This window comes from Streptomyces sp. NPDC021749 (assembly GCF_040640655.1).
In the GTDB taxonomy this organism is placed as follows: Bacteria; Actinomycetota; Actinomycetes; order Streptomycetales; family Streptomycetaceae; genus Streptomyces.
In genome coordinates, this window is record NZ_JBFACE010000055.1 from 21306 (window position 1) to 40370 (window position 19065).

Consider the following 19065-nt stretch of genomic DNA (forward strand, 5'->3'; position numbering starts at 1 on the left):
GGGCGGGGCGGAGGCTGACATGGATCCTGAAGAAGCCTGCGGCAGGCTGGAGTTGGCCCTCGCGGAGGCCGTTCGGGCCGCCCGGCGGGTGAGCGTGGCAGTCGACGACGGGCGGCCTCCCGCGGAAGACGACCTGCCGCCGTTGACCGGCCTGCGGGCCGTTTTCGACAGCGTCCAGACCGCGTTCGCCACGGCGGGTGTCGATGCGGTACCGCTTCGCCTGCAGGACATGACGCGGGCCGTACGGTCGCACCGGGTGGCCCGCGAACGTGACCGCACCGCGCGGGAGACGCTCCGGGAACTGCTGTCCCTCGGCTGCCGGACGGACAGCCCCGCCGCCTCTGCCGCCGAGGCGGTGCGCGCCGTCGCCCGGCGGCTGCTCGGCATGCCGGCGTGGGGAGAGGCGGAACGGCAGGAGGGCGACGCGCTCACCGCGCTCGCCGGCCTCGTCCGACTGGGGCGGCACGCGGAGACCGCCGCCGAGATCCTCGCCCTGCAGGAGCAGGTCGTACGGGTGCTGCCGACGTGCGCCATGGCCGTGGTGATGGCACACGAGCTGACGCTGCCCGAGGCGGCGAAGGACCGCTCCGGTATCGCGTCGGACGGGCCCGCCGAGGGCGACTCGGACCGGGGCACTTCGGCCGTCCTGCCGGAAGGAACGGCGCCGGGCGAGGTAAGAGAAGCCACCGTTTCCTGTGCCTCGGTCCCGGACGCCTCGGAAAGCAGTGGGCCGGACGAGCCCGGTGACGCGACGACGGATACCGCCCGGCCGGCCGCCCCTCCTGCGCTGCACGAGCGCCCGGCCCCGTCCCGCACCGAAGAGGCCGTTGAGCATGCGACCGAGCTACCCACCGAGGGCAGCGGCGGGGAGCCTGACGGCGGCAGCAGTCCCCGGACCGGGGCGGAATCGGAAATCGGAAAGGCCTCCGACGCCGGCACGTCGGAAACGTTGTCCCGGCCGGCGCCACCCGGCGACGGTGACGAGGTCCCGAAAACGGCCGCGGAGCGGTCCGGCGGCGAGGAGTCGAGCGAGCGGGCCCTGGCACGACTGATCGCGGAGCGGCGGTTCGGCCTGGCCCACCAGGTGGCGCGTGCCGAAGGTCGCGCCGCGCCCCAGGTGACGGCGCTCAGGCTGGCCGGTGCGGCGGCGCTGCTCTCCTCGGGTACCGGCCGCGGCGCTCGGCTCGTCACGGATCTGCTCCAGCAGCAGAGCGGCTTCGTCGGTCGTGATGCGGAGGGCAGTGAAATCCTCCTGCTTCCCGCCCTGTTGCGCGTGGCTCTGATCACCGGTGACCACTTGGCGGGTGCTCAGCTCAAGGCCATGGTGCCCCGCCTTCCCGACGTGCTGGGGGAGGTGGCGACCACTGTCGCGGACCGTGCGCTCAGCGGGGCCCTCATGATCGCCTCTCCGCTGGTCGTCATTGCCGGGGTGTCCGAGACCGAGGCCCGGTTGCGGGAGTTGCGCGAACAGTGCAGCGCCCTCCTCGCACCCCAGCGGCTCCGGTTCAACAGGGCGACGGGCATCGCCAAACAATGGCTGGCTCCCGACGACGGACTGCTCGGCTCGATGCTCATGGCTGTGATCAACGATGACCGTGACGCGTTGTCGACCGTCTGGGAGAAGGCGGAGCGCCTCTCGAAACTGTCGGAGATCAACGGTGAGATCGACCGCATGGACCGCGAGCACCGTTCGTCCAGCGGCAAACCGCTGCAGGGCTCCGGCCGGCAGGACTTGGTGCATGTGGTGGAGCGGGTCGTGGGGCCGGCCAAGGAATGGTGCCTGACGGTCGACGGAACTCGCAGGGGCGACCGGTCGGACGGGAACCGGGCCGCCAAGGAGATCTCAGCCTTGTGCCAGTCGATGCTGGCACGGCGCGAGGCCGTACTGACGGAGCTCGAACGGCTGGCCAGGCGCACCGGCACGGTCGCCGCCGCGGCCGCGTGGGCGGCGCGCAGCGCCATGGTGGAACTCTTCGATCTGTTGTCCGGTGGCAGCGGGAGCATGCCCCCCGGTAGTGGGGCCGATCCGGAGCTCGTCCTGGACGTGGAGCAGCTCAAGGTCTGTGACACCGTCGGGGAGCGGCCCCCGCTTGACCGGCTTCTGATGGCGGTTGACCGCGGTTGGGACGAGTCGCTGAGCGAGCGACTCGACCGAGATGCGTTCGCGGCCGCCCGCACGATCGTGGAACTGGCTGCTCGGGGCGCACTGCCGGACCCGAAGAACGTGGCGTTCGATCCGCGAACGGCGGCCGAGATCGAGGAGCAGGAGGCAAAGCGGCGTACGGCTCTCCGGGCGGAGCACGACGAGCTCGTCGCGGAGCTGCACCGGGCCCAGGCCGACAGCGCGGTGACGGACGACCAAGACCTGCGGTTGCAGGAACTGCTGGCCGATGCCCGCAGGCATCTCGACGACCCTGCCCAACACGATCTCTTTCACGTGCGTCGGGCATTGGGCACGGTACGGTCGGATCTGCCCGCTTACCGTCAGGAGGCAACCGACCGGATCCGCGCCCGGCTCGACGCCCTGGGCCCCACGGAGGAGGAACGGGCCCAGGTGTTGCGCCACCTGGACACCGGCGGCCTGGCGACCGCGGCCGACCTTGTCTATTTCCTTGAAATCGGCGAGCCCGTCCCGGAGATCGAGCCGGGAGAGTCCCACCTGACGGAGTTCTTCCCTGACGTACCCGACGGACTGCCCCTGGGCATCGACCAGGAACTCGTCGAACTGGTCCGCTCCGGCGGCAAACACCCGACCCTGCCCGTCCTGGACTACGGGAACCTTTCGAGTGACGAGGCGGCCCTGGCGGCGGACGCCCTGAACGATTGGCGGGAGCTGGGTGTCACCGAGCCCAAGGACCGGCCCAACATTCCCGCCCGGCGAAAGCTGCTCCCGGCCCTGAAACTCCTGGGTTACGACGCCAAGAGCGCCCGCCCGCTGGACGAGCTGTCGCCGCACCGACGCGAATACCGTTTCTTCGAAGTGACCGGCGTGGAGGTCAACGGCCGGGCCAAGGTGCCGGCCTTCGGCTCGCAGATCAAGGAGCAGGGCGGGAACCTCCGTGTGCTGATGCTCTGGGGCCGGCCACCCGCCGAGGTCGTGATGAGCCTGGCGTCCCGGGACCTCAGCGAGACCAGTCTCCTGGTCGTGTACTTCGGCACCCTCGGCCGGGAGGCCCGCGCGGAACTCGCCGCCGGATCCCACAGCCTGCAGCCGCTCCTCGTGGTGGACGACTCGGCGTTGGCCTATCTCGCGGCCCGGGGTAACCGCCAGGTCAGCACGGCCACGCAGACCCTGCTGCCGTTCTCCGGTGTCAACCCGTACATCAGGGAGAAGCGCGGCCGGATCGGTGGGGAGATGTTCTATGGGCGGGACGCGGAGCGCAAGAGCATCCTCGACCCGCGAGGTACCCAGGTCATCTTCGGCGGACGCGGCCTGGGCAAGTCGGCGCTGCTCAGTGATGCCGGGGAACGCTTCATGGACCAGCGGCCCGGATTCCACCAGTCGGTGTACGTCAACCTGGACCAGGAGAACATCGGTAAGGGAAGTTCTCTCGGGCCGGAGGCCCTGTGGAGTGTGCTGGACCGGGAACTGGTCGATGCCCAGGTGCTCGGCCGGCCCCAGGGGCGCAAGTCGCAGAAGGACCGCTCCGAGCGTGTGCGCGCGGGTATCCGCAGCTGGCTCGACGGTGACTCACGGCGCCGCCTGTTGATCCTGCTCGATGAGTGCGACCAGTTCTTCGAGGCGGACGCCCCCCGATTCGACCAGACCAAGAAGCTCAAGGGGCTCGGGTCCGACACCAAGGACCGGGCCAAGGTCGTCTTTGCAGGTCTGCATTCCGTGCAGCGCTTCTCCAAGCTCGCGAGCAACGGGCCGTTCGGTCACCTCGCGCAGACCCCCAAGGTGATCGGCCCGCTCGCGCCACAGTTCGCCGCCGATCTCCTGGTCGAGCCGATGCGAGCGCTCGGCTTCGAGTTCGACGACGTGGATCTGGTGAACCGGGTGCTGGGCTACTGCTCGTACCAGCCCTTCCTGTTGCAGATGTTCGGACACCGGTTGGTCGAGCTGATGCACCGCAAGCGCGTGCGGCGCGGAGCCGAGGGCCCGCCTTACACGGTGCAGGTCGCCGACATCGAGGCGGTGGAGTCGGACACCGGCCTCAGGGACGGTATTTCGGCGGCCTTCAAGGACACGCTGAGTCTGGACCACCGATACGACGTGATCGCCAACGTCCTGGCATACCAGGCCCGGCACCGGGGGCTGGAGGTCCGGCTCAGCGATGCCGAACTGCGCGATGAGTGCGAGACCTTCTGGCGCAAGGGGTTCGAACAGCTCGACACCGAGGGATTCCGGGCCTATCTCTCCGAGATGGTGGGTCTGGGCGTCCTGGCACCCAACCACGACGGCCAGGGGTGGCACCTGCGCGGGCCCAATGCGCTGCGCATGATCGGTACGTCCCATGAGGTGGATGCCCGCCTCCTGAGGGCAGAGCAGGATTGCGAGCTCCAGGAGAGCATCGTGCTGGAGGGCCGTCCGGAACTCCCGGACCGCCGGTCGGCCCCGCTCACCATCACCCAGCTGGACGACCTCCTCGGGGAGCGCGCCAACCAGACGAGGGTTGTCCTGGGCACACCGGCCACCGGAGTCACCGACGTGGGCGATGCCCTGCGTACGGTGGCGGGGCGCATCGCCGACTGGAAGCTGCCGCCCATCGGCAAGCCCAGTGTCTTCAAGCAGGAGCTCATGGGCGGGCACCCCCGTGAACGGCGGGTGATCATCTGCGACTTCGCCCGCTATCCGGTGAAGCCGGAGACCTGCCGCGAGGCCGTCGACCTGGCCGAAACCCTGCTGCCCGGCAATCCCGGAGTGACCCGCGCGGTGGTGCTCGTGACCGACACCGGCCAACTCGACCTGTGGCGCGAGCTGCTGATGGGGGAGAGGGCCACCGCGGCCAGCCCTGTGGTGCTGCGTCGACACGATCGCCGCAGCCTGCGGGGCTGGACACAGGGGGTCGAGTTGTTCACGACGGAGGAACGGCTCGACCGGCTCTACGCGCTGACCGGCGGCTGGCCGCTTCTCGTCGACCGTGCGCATCAGCTGCACGGCGAACTCGGCGACCCCGACGAGGTCCTGCGGCGTCTGGCCGACATGCTCGCGGACCGTTCCAGGGTCCGCGCGTTCCTGGAGGCGACTGGTGTGTACGCCGATTCGATGCTCGCGGCGGGCTATCGATCGATCTCCACTTTGCTCGGTGGGGACCTGGTCGACACGGAAGCCGTGGTGACTGCCCTTGCTTATGAGACCGGGGACGAGGAGGAGGCCCGCTGGGTCTTCGCCTGCCTCGATGCCCTGCAGGTCTTCGACCGTGAGGATGCGCAGCTGCGTCTGGAGCCGCTGCTCCGGCAATGCATGGCCTTCGACGGGTGACCTTCTCCAGTAGCTCCAGGCCCCCTTCCCGTCCGCCGCTCCGCGACCCGCGGAGCGGCGGACGCTGAGGAGCCGCACCTTTGCTGTCCGTGGCCACCCGGACGTTCCGCACCCGTTTCGTGCCGCGTTCCGCAGCGGCCCCAGGAAGGGCGCGTGCTGCCGGATAACAGCAGCAACTCCCCCCAGCCGAGGCGGAATTGGTGACCAGGGCAACCACCCCCCTGACCTCCCCCTATAGCTCCCCGTAAGCACCGACGTACCGGTCGTTTTTTTGCTCAATGGTGAACGGGGAGCTGGGGGTTCGGCGGCGATTCGGGCTTACAGTCCTGTTTGACCGGCTCGACGACATTGGGCCGAGAGACGTTCTCTGGAGGAACGGGGGATCACGGTGCTGGAGGCAGGGCAGTTAGCGCAGGTGAACGGCCAGGCGCAGGCGAACGGCCGCGAGCAGGCGGGCAGTCCGGGGCAGGAGAGAGAGCGGGGGCACGTTCACGATCGCGGCAGCGGCAGCGGCAGCGGTAGTGGCAGTGGGAGCGGGGGCGTTCACGGGGGCGGTGGAAGCTTTCACGGTCACGGTCACGGACACGGTTACGGGCACGGTGGGGGTCTTCATGCCTCCGATGAGAGCGCTCACGGGCACGCGTACCGGGCCTCAGGCGCCCCCGGAGAGTCGTTGGCGCGGCCCGTGGTGCGGGTCATGTTGGTGGCGGAGCAGTCGGTGACGCGGGCCGGGTTGCGGTCGATATTGACGGCGGCGCCGGAGTTACGCGTGGTCAGCAGTTTCGGGAATCCGAAGAAGGCCGTTGAGGCGTCGCGCGAGGAACAGCCCGAGGTGATCCTCGTCGGTACGCGGGAGGGGCTGACCGCGGACGCGGCGGCCGCGCAGCGGCTGGTGTCGGTGAACGGGGCGCCGGGGGCGAAGGCGATACTGCTGCATCCCGCGGAGACGAGTGCGGAGGTCTCGCAGGTCCTCACCGGGGGCGTGCACGGGTGTATCGATCCCGCGGTGGACGAGGAGCAGATCATTCGGGCGGTGACCACGGTCGCGCTGGGCGGTGCGGTGTTCCTGCCGGCGCCCAAGGTGCAGCCGGTCGAGTTGACGCTGGCGATCGACGGGCCCAGTCCGGGCGAGGCCAGTCTGACCGAGCGGGAGCGGGCGGTGCTGGGCAAGCTCGCGCGGGGGCTGAGCAATGCGGAGATCGCCACGGAGCTGTTCCTGGCGGAGGCCACCGTCAAGAAGCATCTGACGCAGGCCATGCGGAAGATCGGGCAGCCGGACCGGCTGCGGGCGGGCCTGTACGCCTACCAGCAGGGGATTTTCGGGTAGTTGGTCGTTGGTGTGGGCGGCAGCTGAGGGGTGCCCGGGCGACCATGGGGGCAGGTGCGGTGACGATCGGGGAGCCGTCGGGCAGTCGGAGCGGTTGCGGGCCGGGCCGGGCTGTGTGCCCTGGCCGCACGGAATCTTCGGGACGATGGCGCTGAGGCGGATGGCACCTGGCGGACGTGCCGGGGCGACCAATGGAGTAGGTGCGGGTGACGATCGAGGAACCGCAAGTCTCCGAAGGTGTGTTCTGTCAGGTGTCAACCAGCGGTTAATTTTGTTTCGCTCTTTCGGTTCTGCCGGCCGCCGATATCGGTGGCCGGCGGGCCGCAACTCGCCATACAAACAGCGGGGGTCTCGTTGAGCGACTTCACCGTCAGCCATGTCGAATTCCATGTCGGGGATGCCCGGCAAGCCGCCTATTACTACCGCACCGCATTCGGGTTCGCAACGTTGGCCGAAGGGGGTCCGGAAACCGGGCTCGCGGACCGCAGATCCATTCTTCTCGGGCAGGGGGATATTCGCCTCCTGATGACGTCCGATCTGACTCCCGACGGGCCGGTGGCCCGCTATGTGGCGCGCCACGGTGACGGAGTGGCGAATGTCGCGCTGCGCACCGGGGACGCCGAGGGCGCGTTCCGGCGGGCCGTCGAGCACGGTGCGGAGGTGGTGGCGGAGCCGGCCGAGGTCGAGTACGAGGACGGGTCCGCGGCCGTGTCCGCCGCGGTCAGGGCGTTCGGGGACACCGTGCACACCTTCGTGCAGTACGGCGCGGAGGGGCAGTTGCCGCATCCTTGGCTGCGGCGGACGGATGCGGATGCCGGCGTTCAGGCCGCCGCCGCGGGTGAACCGCAGCTGCATTCGCTCGATCATTTCGCCGTGTGTCTTCCGGCCGGTGAACTCGCCCGGACCGTGGCCTTTTACGAAAAGGGTCTCGGATTCGACGAGGCATTTGAGGAGTTCATCGAGGTCGGGGACCAGGCGATGGAATCCAAGGTGGTGCGCAGCCCGTCCGGGGCCGTCACCTTCACGTTCCTGGAGCCCGATGTGCGGCGTAAGCCGGGGCAGATCGACACGTTTCTCGACGCGCACGGCGGCGCCGGCGTACAGCATCTGGCATTCGGTACGTCGGATATCGCCGCCGCGGTGCCGCACATCGCCGCGCAGGGCGTGGAATTCCTGCACACCCCTGCGACCTACTACGACGCGGTGGAGGGCCGGGTCGGCTCCCTCGGGGGCGATCTGGAGGTGCTGCGTGACCTGTGCGTGCTCGCCGACCGCGACGACTGGGGGCTGCTGTACCAGATCTTCACCCGCTCGCCGCACGCCCGGGGCACGTTCTTCCTCGAACTCATCGAGCGGCGCGGCGCGCAGACCTTCGGCAGCGGAAACATCAAGGGGCTCTACGAGGCGGTCGAGCGCGCTCAGGCCCTCACCGGCGCTAAATGACTGACATCGGCACCGATCCGGATACCCGCACTGATGCAGTTACCGGCACCAGTCCGGTTACCGGCACCGGTCCCGTCACTGGCACCGGTCCCGTCACTGGCACCGGTCCCGTCACCGGGACCAGTCCCGTCATCGCCCCTGACCCCGTCACCGACCCCGACCCCGCCCCCCAACCGCTGACCGTCCGCGCGTACGCCGCGCTCGCCAAGGACCGGCTGCCCGCCGCGACATGGCACTACTTCCAGGGCGGCGCCGGTACGGAGAGCACCGTACGGGCCAACCGGGCCGCGTACCGGCAGGTCCGTCTCCGGCCCCGGGTGCTGGCCGATGTCTCCCGGTGTGATCTGTCGACCACGGTGCTGGGGGACTCCGTCGGCGCGCCCCTGGGTGTCGCGCCGATGGCCTATCACCAACTGGCCTGCGACGAAGGGGAAGTGGCCACGGTGCGGGCGGCCGGTGGGCCGGGGCTGCGGGTCCCGACCATCGTCAGCATCTTCGCCAGCCGGACCTTCGAGGACCTCGCCGCGCAGGCCACCGGACCGCTCTGGCTGCAGCTGTACTGGCTGCACCGGCGGGACGTGCTGCGCACGGTGGTGCGGCGCGCGGAGGCCGCCGGATTCCGTGCCCTGGTGCTCACCGTGGACACCCCGCGGCTCGGCAGACGGCTGCGCGAGGTGCGGCACGGCTTCCACCTGCCCCCGCACATCGTCGCCCGCAACCTGGACGGCGAGGTCACCGGATTCCTGCACGACCGGCAGGACGGCAGCTCCGCCCTGGCCCGGCACGCCGACGCCTTCATCGACCCCTCGCTGAGCTGGTCCGACCTGGACTGGCTGCGGGAGCAGACCCGGCTGCCGCTGGTCCTCAAGGGCGTCCTCACCGCGGAGGACGCGGCCCGCGCCGCCGGACTCGGCCTCGACGGGATCGTGGTGTCCAACCACGGCGGACGCCAACTCGACGGCGCCGTCGCCACGTTGGATGCGCTGCCGGAGGTCGTGGCGGCGGTCGACGGGCGCTGCCCGGTGTTCCTCGACGGGGGCGTCCGCCAGGGGACCGACGTGCTCAAGGCACTGGCGCTGGGTGCCCGCGCGGTCTTCGTCGGCAGACCCGTGCTGTGGGGGCTGGCCGCCGGCGGGGAGGACGGGGCGCGCGAGGTGCTCACCCTGCTGCGGGACGAACTGGAGGACGCCATGGCGCTGGCCGGCCGTCCCTCTCTCGCCGACCTCGGCCCGGAGCTGCTGTCCCGCGGCCCCGCCGCGGCGGCACCGAACGCATCGTACGAGGAACCGGATCTTCGGAAAGGACCATGATGACCACCGAGGCATTCCAGCTCAGCGACCACGACCGGGCGTTGCTGCCCACCGACGAGGACGTGCAGTTCTACCAGGAGCACGGCTGGTACCTGTCGAAGAAGCTGCTGACCGACGACGAGGTCGACACGCTCGTTGAGGCCAGTGAGCGGTTCTACGCCGGTCACCGGGACCGCACCCTGCCCAAGCGGCCGCCGCGGCTGGCGTACTGGGAGCCGGAGAAGGGCGACGTCCACCGGCACAACGACTACATCTTCTACGAGGACGACACGATCCGGAGCATCCTGTCCAAGCCGGTCATCGGGGCGGTCGCCGCGCGCATCGCGGAGACCAGCCAGATACGGCTGTGGAACAGCACCCTGATCTACAAGCCGCCGCGGCCCGAGGACGAGGGCAACATCGTGCCCTGGCACTTCGACCGCCACTACTGGCAGACCTGCACCTCCGACGAGATGCTGACCGCGTTCATCCCCTTCCACGACTGTGACGAGGAGATGGGCACCATCACCATGGTCGACGGCAGCCACCGGTGGAAGGAGACCGGCGGCAACGACGCGACCACCAAGCACTTCGCCGAGCGGGACCGCTCCGAACTGGACGAGATGCTGGAGGAGAACGCGGCCTTCAACAACACGACGGTCCGCAAGGTGCCCATCGTCATCCCGAAGGGGCACATCAGCTTCCACCACTGCCGCACCTACCACGGCAGCGGGCTGAACCGGAGCGACCGCCCGCGCCGGGCGATCTCCTTCCACCTCCAGGACCGGACGAACCAGTGGCGGCCGTTCGAGATCTCCACCGGCGAGCGGGTCGTCTACAACAACGACGTCCTCGTCCGCAGGGACGCGAACGGCAACCCCGACTACACGGACCCGGACTTCTGCCCGGTGCTCTGGCAGGAGCAGGCGTAATGCCGCGGCCCGGACCGGACGCCGAGCTCAGGCCGGCCGAACTCCACTCGTCCCTCTCGGACCCGCTGCTCGACGTGATGAACTTCCTCAACGAGGTCACGCTGCGGTACCCCGAGGCGATCTCCTTCGGTCCGGGCCGCCCCTACGACGGGTTCTTCGAGGTGGACCGGATCGGCGGCTACCTCGACACCTACACGCGCCACCTGGAGCAGGACCTCGGCCGCACCCCCGAAGAGGTGCGCACCGCGCTGTTCCAGTACGGGCGCACCAACGGCCAGATCCACGACCTGGTGGCCCGCACGATCGCCCACGACGAAGGCATCCACACCGACCCGTCCGCCGTCGTGGTCACCGTCGGCTGCCAGGAGGCGATGCTGCTGGTCCTGCGGGCGCTGATCGCCGGCCCGGACGACGTCCTGCTGGTCACCGACCCCGGGTACGTCGGCATCACCGGCGCCGCGCGGCTGCTGGACGCCGCGACCGTGCCGGTGCCCGAGGACGACACCGGCCTGGACCTCGACGCGCTGCGCGCCGCCGTCCGGGAGCTCCGCGGCCGGGGCAAGCGGCCGCGTGCGGTGTACGTGATCCCCGACTTCGCCAATCCCTCCGGGGCGTCGATGCCCACGGAGAAGCGGCGTGCGCTGCTCGACCTCGCCGCGGAGGAGGACCTGCTGCTGCTGGAGGACAACCCCTACGGGTTCTTCAGCCGCACCGGGGAGCAGCGGCCCACCCTGAAGTCGCTGGACACCCGGCACCGGGTGATCTACTTCGGTTCGTTCGCCAAGACCTGCTTCCCGGGCGCCCGGGTCGGCTACGTCATCGCCGACCAGCCGGTCATCGGCGAGGACGGCGGGCGCACCCTGCTCGCCGACGAACTGTCGAAGATCAAGAGCATGGTCACGGTGAACACCCCGGCGATCGCCCAGGCGGCCATCGGGGGCATGCTTCTCACGCACGGGTGCCGGCTGCGCGACGCCAACAAGGACCTCATCGAGTTCTACCGCGGCAACATGGAGGCGCTGCTGGACGCGCTCGCGCGCCACCTGCCGCAGGACCGGTGGGGGGTGCGGTGGAACGTACCGGACGGCGGGTTTTTCCTCGTCCTGACCCTGCCGTTCGCCGCCGACAACGCCTTCCTGGAGGAATCGGCCCGGGACCACGGCGTCATCTGGACCCCGATGAACTACTTCTACCTGGGCAACGGCGGCGAGCGGCAACTACGGCTGTCGGCGAGCTACTTGACGCCCGAGCGGATCGAGGAAGGGGTGCGCCGGCTCGCCGCGCACATCATCCAGCGGATCACCCAGGGGCAGTAGATGGCCGCGAACGCACTGCGCACCGTCGCCGTCGTCGGCACCGGGCTCATCGGCACCTCCGTCGCCCTCGCCCTGACGGCGCGCGGAATCACCACCCACCTCCTCGACCGGGACGCCGCCGCGGCCCGTACCGCCGCCGCGCTGGGCGCCGGTACGGCCGGTGCACCGCCCGGCCCGGTGGACCTCGCGGTGCTCGCCGTACCGCCCGGGAAGGTGTCCGGCGTGCTGGAGGAGCACCAGAAGAACGGTCTGGCACGGGCGTACACCGACGTCGCCAGCGTGAAGGGGCCACCGCTCGCCGAGATCGCGGCCCGCGGCGGTGACCTGGCCTCCTTCGTCGGCGGCCACCCCATGGCGGGACGGGAACGCTCCGGTCCGCTGGCGGCCCGGGCCGAGCTGTTCGAGGGCCGGCCCTGGGTGCTCACGCCCGACGCGGCGAGCGAACCCGCCGTTCTGGGGCGGGCGCTGGAACTGGTCCGGCTGTGCGGCGCGGTGCCGGTCGTCCTCGGTGCCGAGGCCCATGACCACGCCGTCGCGCTCATCTCCCACGTCCCGCACCTCCTCGCCACCTTGATGGCGGCCCGGCTGGACGACGGGGAAGAGGTGGCGCTGCGGCTCGCCGGGCAGGGGCTGCGCGACGTCACCCGGATCGCCGCGGGTGACGCCGGACTGTGGACGGACATCCTCACGACCAACGCGGAGGCCGTGGCCGCCGTGCTGGACGGGCTCGCCGGCGACCTGGACGCGGTACGCCGCGCGCTGCGGGAGCCGGCCCCGGCGGAGCTGACCGCACTGCTCGAACGGGGCAACACGGGATATGCCCGGATCCCCGGCAAACACGGCGGAACTGCCGTAGCGTACGGATCAGTTCGGGTGGTCCTGCGCGACCGGGCGGGTGAGCTGGCCCGACTGCTCTTGGCCGCCTCGGCGGTGGGGGCGAACATCGAGGACGTCCGCCTGGAGCACGCCACGGACGGCTCCGTCGGAGTGGCGGAACTCCTGGTGGCGGACGAGTCGGCCGGGACCCTCACGGCCGAACTCCGGCGCCGCGAGTGGACCGTCCACGCCTAGCGCGCCGCGCGTGATCCCCGAGCCGTCCCGGGCCGCACCGGCCCTTGTCGAGCGAATCCAGGAGTACGACCGTGCGGGCAGCAGTGATGTTCGGGGCAGGGGACGTCCAGGTGAAGGAGGTGCCCGACGCCCGGATCGACCGGCCGACCGACGCCGTGGTGCGGGTCACCCACGCCGCGATCTGCGGCAGCGACCTGTGGCGCTACGGGAAGATGCCGCCGAACCCGGACGGGTTGCGGATCGGGCACGAATTCATCGGCGTGGTCGAGGAGACCGGCGCCGAGGTCACCTCCGTACGCCGCGGAGACCTCGTCCTCGCGCCCTTCAAGTGGTCCGACGGAACCTGCGAGTTCTGCCGCGACGGGCTGCCCAACTCCTGCCCGGACGGCGGCTTCTGGGGCGGGGAGCTGGACGGCGGCCAGGGCGAGGCGGTCCGCGTCCCCCTGGCCGACGGCACGCTCCTCCCGCTCCCGATGCAGCCGGACGACCCCCGGGTGCCGGCGGTGCTGGCCCTGTCCGACGTGCTGTGCACCGGACACCACGCGGCCCGTGCCGCGCAGGCCGGACCCGGCCGGACCGTCGCCGTGGTGGGGGACGGCGCGGTCGGACTGTGCGGCGTGCTGGCCGCCTCCCGGCTCGGCGCGGAGCGCATCATCGTCCTCGGCCGGCACACCGCGCGGACGGACCTCGCGCGCCGGTTCGGCGCCGTGGAGGTGGTGCCGGAGCGCGGCGCGGCGGCCGTCGAACGGGTCAAGGAGCTCACCGGCGGGCACGGCGCGCACGCGGTGCTGGAGTGCGTCGGGACCGGCGCGGCCCTGCGGGACGCGCTGGACATGGCCCGCCCCGGTGGCGCCGTCGGCTACGTCGGTGTGCCCCAGGACGGCGAAGGCGTCGACGTACGGCGCTTCTACCGCCGGAACGTCACCCTCGCCGGCGGCGTGGCCCCGGCCCGGGCCTACGCACCCGAGCTCCTCCCCGACGTGCTGGCCGGACGTCTCGACGCGTCGGCGATCTTCGACCGCACCGTCGGGCTGGACGGCGTCCCGGACGGCTACAAGGCGATGGCCGCACGCGAGGCCCTCAAGGTGCTCGTCCGGCCCTGACGGCCCACTGGTCGTTTCCGCTCTCGCGCCCCGCCTCCCGGCCGCACCGGCAGGCGGGGCGCACGTCCGGGACGGCCGCCCTACGGGTCAGCCGCCCGTCGAGCTCAGTTCCCCGTTGAACACCGTCACCGCCTGCCCCAGCAGGGTCACCCGGTCACCGAGCAGCTCGACGCCCACCCGGCCGCCGCGCGGGGACAGTTGGAGGCCGGTCAGCTCGGTCCGGCCGAGCCGCCGGGACCAGAAGGGCGCCAGTACGCAGTGGGCGGCGCCGGTGACGGGGTCCTCGGGTATGCCGGCGGCCGGGGCGAAGACCCGGGAGACGAAGTCGTGGTCGGCGCCCGCCGCGGCGGCCGCGGTCACGATGACCGCCCGGCCGCTGAAGGCGGCCAGCGCCACGATGTCCGGGGACAGGTCCCGCACCGCGGCGGCCTCGGCCAGTTCCACCAGCAGATCGTGCCGGGCCCGGCCGGTCCACACCGGGTCGGTGCCCAGCGCCTTGGCCAGCCCCACCGGCTCCGGCTCGGCGGCCGGCGGGTCCGCCGGGAAGTCCAGGGTGATGTCACCGCGGCCGTGCCGCCGGGCGGTGAGCACCCCGCTCAGCGTCTCGAAGCGCAGGGTCGCGTCCCGGGCGGCGTCCCGCGTGGTGTGGAGGACATGGGCGGTGGCCAGGGTGGCGTGTCCGCAGAGGTCCACCTCCACCGTCGGCGTGAACCACCGCAGGCCGTAGGAGTTCTCCCCGACGCGGTGCACGAAAGCGGTTTCCGACAAATTGAGTTCGGCGGCGACCTGCTGCATCCAGGCCACGTCGGCCGGCTTCTCCAGCAGACAGACACCGGCGGGATTACCGGCGAATGGCCGGTCGGTGAACGCATCAACGATGAAGGTGCGCATGGCTTGAAGCTACTGCCGGTAAGACACCATGGGGCGAAATGCGGGTACTTGCCGCTGTTGGTACCGCATTCCGGCGCCCATCGGAGCAGGGGGAACGGTCCGAGAGGAGCCTGTTTACCCCTCCACGCGATCACTAGGATTCAGATCCGATCGTCGAAACGCCGGCCACCGCCACGGAATCGAGGCGGCGGGCCCAGGGGGCGCATTCCGCGTCCGGAAGGGCATGCATGCAGACCACGGAAGCCAAAGTCCCGCCCTTACTTCTCGCGGTGCTCATCTCCCTGAGTGTGGGCGGCCTGATGTCCTCCGACATCAACCTCCCCGGCCTGGCACAGACCGCCCATGCCCTCGGCACCTCCGTCTCCGCGGTCCAGGCGACCTTCAGCCCGTACCTGATCGGCCTGCTCGTCGCCCAACTCGTCTACGGCCCCTGGTCCGACGCGATCGGCCGACGGCGGCTGGTCATCGGCGGCTTCACGCTCTACGCGGTGGCCTCGCTCGGCTGCGCGCTCTCCCCGAACATCGCGGTCTTCGCTGCCGCCCGGCTCCTCCAGGCCCTCGGCGCGGGCGCCGGACTCGTCCTGGCCCGGGCCATCGTCGGCGATCTCTACGGGCAGCAGACCGCGGCCCGCGTCTTCACCACGATCATGCCGGTGGTCGGTGCCTCTCCGGCGGTCTCCCCGCTCATCGGCGGCTATCTGACCACCTACGTCTCCTGGCAGGCACCCTTCTTCCTGACCGCGGTGATCGCCGCGGTCACCGTGCTCGCCGTCGTACTCAGGGTGCCCGAGTCGCTGCCCGCGGAACGCCGCGCACGGCGGCTGCGCACGACGGTGGGCAACTACCGCCGGCTGCTGCTGAGCGCGAAATTCTGGGGCTACGGCCTCAACCTCGGTGTGGGCTACGCCGTTTACACCGGCTACCTGGTCGCCTCGCCGGTGATCTTCCAGCGCCTGGGCATGAGCACCGAGATCAACGGCTACTGCTACATCAGCATCGCCGCCGCGTACATCACCGGCAACCTCGTCTCGCGCCGCCTGGTCAAGCGCCATTCCATCGACCGGCTGCTGGCCCGGGGCCATCTGATCTTCTCCAGCGGCGCCCTGGTGCTGCTGGTGGTGGGGCTGACCGATCCGCAGACCCCCTGGCCGCTGCTCGTCCTCATGACGGCCGTGACCATCGGCAACGGCTTCCTCTTCCCGATGTCCGTGGCGGGCGGGGTGACCTCCTTCCCCACCATGGCCGGCGCCGCCTCCGGGCTTCTCGGCGCGGTCCAGATGGCCGGCGGCAGCCTCTCGTCCCTCGTCGTCAGCAAGATCCCGCCGGACATCAGGTCGTTCGCGATCCTGGTGGCGGTCCTCGCGCTGACCGGACTGACCGCGTTCCACTGCCTCCGGGCCCGCACGGCCCGTTCCGCCACCGCATCCGACGCGCAACAGGCGGCACCGTCCGCCGCGCCGGTGGCCTCCGCACCACCGACCGACGAATGACCACCGAATGACCACCGACGCATGACCACCACGTATTCGCATACGCACGATCGAGGGGAAACCGTAATGGGCCAGGTCTCACGCCGTCTGGAAGAACTCGGACTGACGCTGCCGCCGCTGCTGCCGAAGCTGGCGAATTACGTGCCGACGAAGACGGTCGGCGATCTCGTCTTCGTCTCCGGCCACGGCCCGCTGAATCCGGACGGCTCGGTGAAATACCGGGGACGCCTGGGCGACGATTTCACCATCGACGAGGGCAAGGAAGCCGCCCGGCTCGTCACCCTGAACATTCTCTCCGCGCTCAACGCCGAACTCGGTGATCTCGACCGGATACGGGAATTCGTCAAACTGCTCGTGATGGTGCAGTCCGCCCCCGATTTCCAGGAACAGCACGTGGTCGCCGAGGGCGCCTCCGACCTCCTCACCGACGTCTTCGGCGCCGAACGCGGCTCGCACGCCCGCTCCGCCGTCGGCATGATGGCCCTCCCCTTCGGCATCGCCGTCGAAATCGAGGCCGTCGTACGCATCGACGCCTGACGCGCACGCGGCGCGCCCTCTTCCGGGGATACGGGGCTCAACCGTCCCGGAAGAGGGTGAGCCACGGCAGCAGGTCCTCGCGGAGCTCGGTGTCCCGTACGCCCAGACCGTCCCGCGGCGCGAGGCAGCGGACGCCCACCTTCCCGTGGTGGCGGCCCGCCCGTACGGAGGCCACGGCCTCGGCGGTGGCCTCCAGGGGGTGGGTGACGGACAGCGTCGGGTGGATACGGCCTTTGTGGACGAGGCGGTTGGCTTCCCAGGCCTCCCGGTAGCTGGCGAAGGGCGTACCGAGGATCCGCTTGAGCCCGGTCCACAGGGAGCGGTCGTCGTAGAGGTGCCCCGAACCGGTGGTGGAGGCACAGGTGACCACGGTGCCGCCGCGCCGGACCGCGTACACCGAAGCGGCGAAGGTGTCCCGGCCCGGGTGCTCGAAGACGATGTCGGGGTCCTCCCCACCGGTGAGGTCCCGCACGTGCCGGGCGAAGCGCCGCCATTCACCCGGGTTCGGGGTGTCCGGGTCCTTCCAGAACTGGTAGTCCTCGGCCCGGCGGTCGATGACGAGGTCCGCGCCCATCCCGTGGCACAGCGCGGCCTTCTCCGGCGACGAGACGACACACACCGGTGTGGCCCCGCCGGCGAGCGCGTACTGCGTGGCGAACGAGCCCAGCCCGCCCGCCGCGCCCCAGATCAGGACGGTGTCGCCCTGCTTCATGGCCGCACCGTTGTGGGAGACGAGCTGCCGGTACGCGGTGGAGTTGACCAGCCCGCAGCAGGCCGCCTCCTCCCACGTCAGATGCGGCGGCTTCGGCATCAGCTGGGCGGCCTTGACCAGTGCGAGCTCCGCCAGGCCGCCGAAGTTGGTCTCGTGACCCCAGATGCGCTGCGCGGGACCGGCCGCCGCGGTGTCATGGCCGTCCGGAGCCTCCAGCTCCACCACGAGACAGTGCGCGACGACCTCGTCACCCGGCTGCCAGCGGCTGACGCCGGGGCCGGTGCGCAGGACCACGCCGGAGAGGTCCGACCCCAGGACGTGGTACGGCAGATCGTGCCGCCGCCCGGCCGGTGATCTGCGGGCGTACTCCGCCAGGCAGCGGAACGTCGGCTCGGGCTCGAACAGCGCGGACCCTACGGTGCGGTGGTTGACCGACGAGGCCATCACCGCGACCAGCACCTCGGCGTGACCGGGTGCGGGAACCGGCACCTCGTCGAGATACAGCGAGGCACGCGGGTCCCGCTCGTCGTGCGGCACCCCGGCGAACAGCGCGGCGTCCGCCCGGTGCACGGTCACCGCCCGGTACGTCCTGGGGAGGGGCAGCGTGGCGAGCTCCCGGGCCGTGACGTCCGGATCGAGCAGGGCGGTGACGAGCTCCTGCACGGTGCGGCTCCTCCCTGACGGCGTGCCTCTTCTCAGGTGCCTCTTCCACGTGGTTCTGCCACGTGTCTCTCACGCCGCCATGGAAGACCACGCGCCCCGCTTGAGCCAGAAAAACCGCCCTAAACCACCCATAGGGCCGCTTTGTGGTGCCTCCCACGCACTCGGCCGTCCCGCCGCGGGGCTGGTTCGCCGTTGCCGCACCTCTCACCGTTGCCGGGCGGTGGTCCCGGTGGTCCCGGTGGCCCGGGTGGTCTCGATGGTCCCGGTGGTCCCTGGTGTCCAGCGCAGGGTGAGGGCCGGCAGGTTCTCCATGTTGCCGCTGCCGTCGTCGGTGCCCACGATGTGGAAGCCATGGTGGGCGTAGAACGCCCTGGCCTCCGTGTTGAGTTGGAAGACGTGCAGGGTGAGGCCGCCCGGGCAGTGCTCCTGCGCCGCGGCGAGCAACCGGCTGCCGATGCCGGTGCGCCGCACATCCGGCCGGAGGTAGAGCTGGTCGAGCAGATCACCCTGGACGGCGGCGTACCCGAGGATGTCACCGTCCCGGACGGCGACCAGTGTGTGGCTCTCGGGCAGCACGATCTCGCGGATCCAGTACGTGACCTCGTCGTGCGTACGGCGTTGCGGCGGCAGGTAGGGCATGGTGGCAGCCCGGGACGCCTGGTGGATGGCGGCTATCGCCGATGCGTCATCGTGCTCGGCGGGTCGGATGGTGACGATGGTTGACCTCCTATATTTCGCGGCGCTCTGCTGGGCCGCCCACGTACTCGGCTGTCCCGCCGCGGGTGTTGTGCGCCGTTGCGCGCTGTGCGGCGCTTCCCGGGCAGGGGAAAGGCGAGTGGGGGTGCACATGATTGCTCATGTGCACC

13 protein-coding genes are annotated in these 19065 nt (G+C 70.7%); 10 read left to right on the forward strand and 3 right to left on the reverse strand.

Translation table 11 applies throughout. The annotated features are described in order from the left end of the window. Positions 1-19 precede the first annotated feature (19 nt). The 8 genes from AB0G35_RS33845 to AB0G35_RS33880 all read left to right on the forward strand — a co-directional run bounded on the left by AB0G35_RS33845 (position 20) and on the right by AB0G35_RS33880 (position 13906). Positions 20-5425: a hypothetical protein gene (locus AB0G35_RS33845; protein ID WP_360957570.1), complete on the forward strand. Its 5406-nt coding sequence runs from the start codon at positions 20-22 to the stop codon at positions 5423-5425. Between the two features lie 697 nt (positions 5426-6122). After that, the gene (locus AB0G35_RS33850) at positions 6123-6752 is read left to right on the forward strand and encodes a response regulator transcription factor (protein ID WP_360957573.1); all 630 of its coding nucleotides are present in this window, start codon (positions 6123-6125) and stop codon (positions 6750-6752) included. A gap of 354 nt (positions 6753-7106) precedes the next feature. Further along, positions 7107-8195, forward strand: coding sequence for a 4-hydroxyphenylpyruvate dioxygenase (hppD, locus tag AB0G35_RS33855; protein WP_360957576.1), 1089 nt, complete (start codon positions 7107-7109; stop codon positions 8193-8195). Beyond that, positions 8192-9505, forward strand: a complete 1314-nt coding sequence (locus AB0G35_RS33860) for an alpha-hydroxy acid oxidase (RefSeq protein ID WP_360957579.1) — start codon at positions 8192-8194, stop codon at positions 9503-9505. Before hppD ends, AB0G35_RS33860 begins: the two co-directional genes overlap by 4 nt. Beyond that, positions 9505-10416 (forward strand): phytanoyl-CoA dioxygenase family protein, encoded by a 912-nt coding sequence (locus tag AB0G35_RS33865; protein ID WP_360957582.1) that lies wholly within the window; start codon positions 9505-9507, stop codon positions 10414-10416. The genes AB0G35_RS33860 and AB0G35_RS33865 overlap by 1 nt, the downstream gene beginning before the upstream one ends. Continuing rightward, positions 10416-11732, forward strand: a complete 1317-nt coding sequence (locus AB0G35_RS33870) for a PLP-dependent aminotransferase family protein (protein ID WP_360957584.1) — start codon at positions 10416-10418, stop codon at positions 11730-11732. The genes AB0G35_RS33865 and AB0G35_RS33870 overlap by 1 nt, the downstream gene beginning before the upstream one ends. A 15-nt stretch (positions 11733-11747) precedes the next feature. After that, on the forward strand, positions 11748-12803 hold the full coding sequence (locus AB0G35_RS33875) for a prephenate dehydrogenase (protein WP_360957610.1): 1056 nt from the start codon (positions 11748-11750) through the stop codon (positions 12801-12803). A gap of 86 nt (positions 12804-12889) precedes the next feature. After that, the gene (locus AB0G35_RS33880) at positions 12890-13906 is read left to right on the forward strand and encodes an alcohol dehydrogenase catalytic domain-containing protein (protein WP_360957612.1); all 1017 of its coding nucleotides are present in this window, start codon (positions 12890-12892) and stop codon (positions 13904-13906) included. A gap of 87 nt (positions 13907-13993) precedes the next feature. On the opposite strand, the gene AB0G35_RS33885 is transcribed toward AB0G35_RS33880, so the two are convergent. Next, the gene (locus AB0G35_RS33885) at positions 13994-14797 is read right to left on the reverse strand and encodes a PhzF family phenazine biosynthesis protein (RefSeq protein ID WP_360957587.1); all 804 of its coding nucleotides are present in this window, start codon (positions 14795-14797) and stop codon (positions 13994-13996) included. Positions 14798-15024: 227 nt separating this feature from the next. Between AB0G35_RS33885 and AB0G35_RS33890 the strand changes: the two genes are divergently transcribed. Together AB0G35_RS33890 and AB0G35_RS33895 are read left to right on the forward strand one after the other, a co-directional pair. Beyond that, positions 15025-16287: a multidrug effflux MFS transporter gene (locus AB0G35_RS33890; RefSeq protein ID WP_360957589.1), complete on the forward strand. Its 1263-nt coding sequence runs from the start codon at positions 15025-15027 to the stop codon at positions 16285-16287. Positions 16288-16353: 66 nt separating this feature from the next. Next, positions 16354-16824: a RidA family protein gene (locus AB0G35_RS33895; protein WP_360957592.1), complete on the forward strand. Its 471-nt coding sequence runs from the start codon at positions 16354-16356 to the stop codon at positions 16822-16824. Positions 16825-16861: 37 nt separating this feature from the next. On the opposite strand, the gene ccrA is transcribed toward AB0G35_RS33895, so the two are convergent. Then, positions 16862-18199, reverse strand: a complete 1338-nt coding sequence (gene ccrA / locus AB0G35_RS33900) for a crotonyl-CoA carboxylase/reductase (protein ID WP_360957594.1) — start codon at positions 18197-18199, stop codon at positions 16862-16864. Between the two features lie 204 nt (positions 18200-18403). Further along, positions 18404-18838, reverse strand: a complete 435-nt coding sequence (locus tag AB0G35_RS33905) for a GNAT family N-acetyltransferase (RefSeq protein ID WP_360957597.1) — start codon at positions 18836-18838, stop codon at positions 18404-18406. Positions 18839-19065: the final 227 nt, after the last annotated feature.

Coding starts and splice junctions, on each gene's coding strand:
- AB0G35_RS33905 (WP_360957597.1), bottom strand. CDS start 18,838: ATGCCCTACCTGCCGCCGCAACGCCGTACGCACGACGAGGTCACGTAC.
- AB0G35_RS33885 (WP_360957587.1), bottom strand. CDS start 14,797: ATGCGCACCTTCATCGTTGATGCGTTCACCGACCGGCCATTCGCCGGT.
- AB0G35_RS33880 (WP_360957612.1), top strand. CDS start 12,890: ATGTTCGGGGCAGGGGACGTCCAGGTGAAGGAGGTGCCCGACGCCCGG.
- AB0G35_RS33865 (WP_360957582.1), top strand. CDS start 9,505: ATGACCACCGAGGCATTCCAGCTCAGCGACCACGACCGGGCGTTGCTG.
- AB0G35_RS33850 (WP_360957573.1), top strand. CDS start 6,123: ATGTTGGTGGCGGAGCAGTCGGTGACGCGGGCCGGGTTGCGGTCGATA.
- AB0G35_RS33845 (WP_360957570.1), top strand. CDS start 20: ATGGATCCTGAAGAAGCCTGCGGCAGGCTGGAGTTGGCCCTCGCGGAG.
- AB0G35_RS33860 (WP_360957579.1), top strand. CDS start 8,192: ATGACTGACATCGGCACCGATCCGGATACCCGCACTGATGCAGTTACC.
- AB0G35_RS33890 (WP_360957589.1), top strand. CDS start 15,025: ATGCAGACCACGGAAGCCAAAGTCCCGCCCTTACTTCTCGCGGTGCTC.
- AB0G35_RS33895 (WP_360957592.1), top strand. CDS start 16,354: ATGGGCCAGGTCTCACGCCGTCTGGAAGAACTCGGACTGACGCTGCCG.
- AB0G35_RS33870 (WP_360957584.1), top strand. CDS start 10,416: ATGCCGCGGCCCGGACCGGACGCCGAGCTCAGGCCGGCCGAACTCCAC.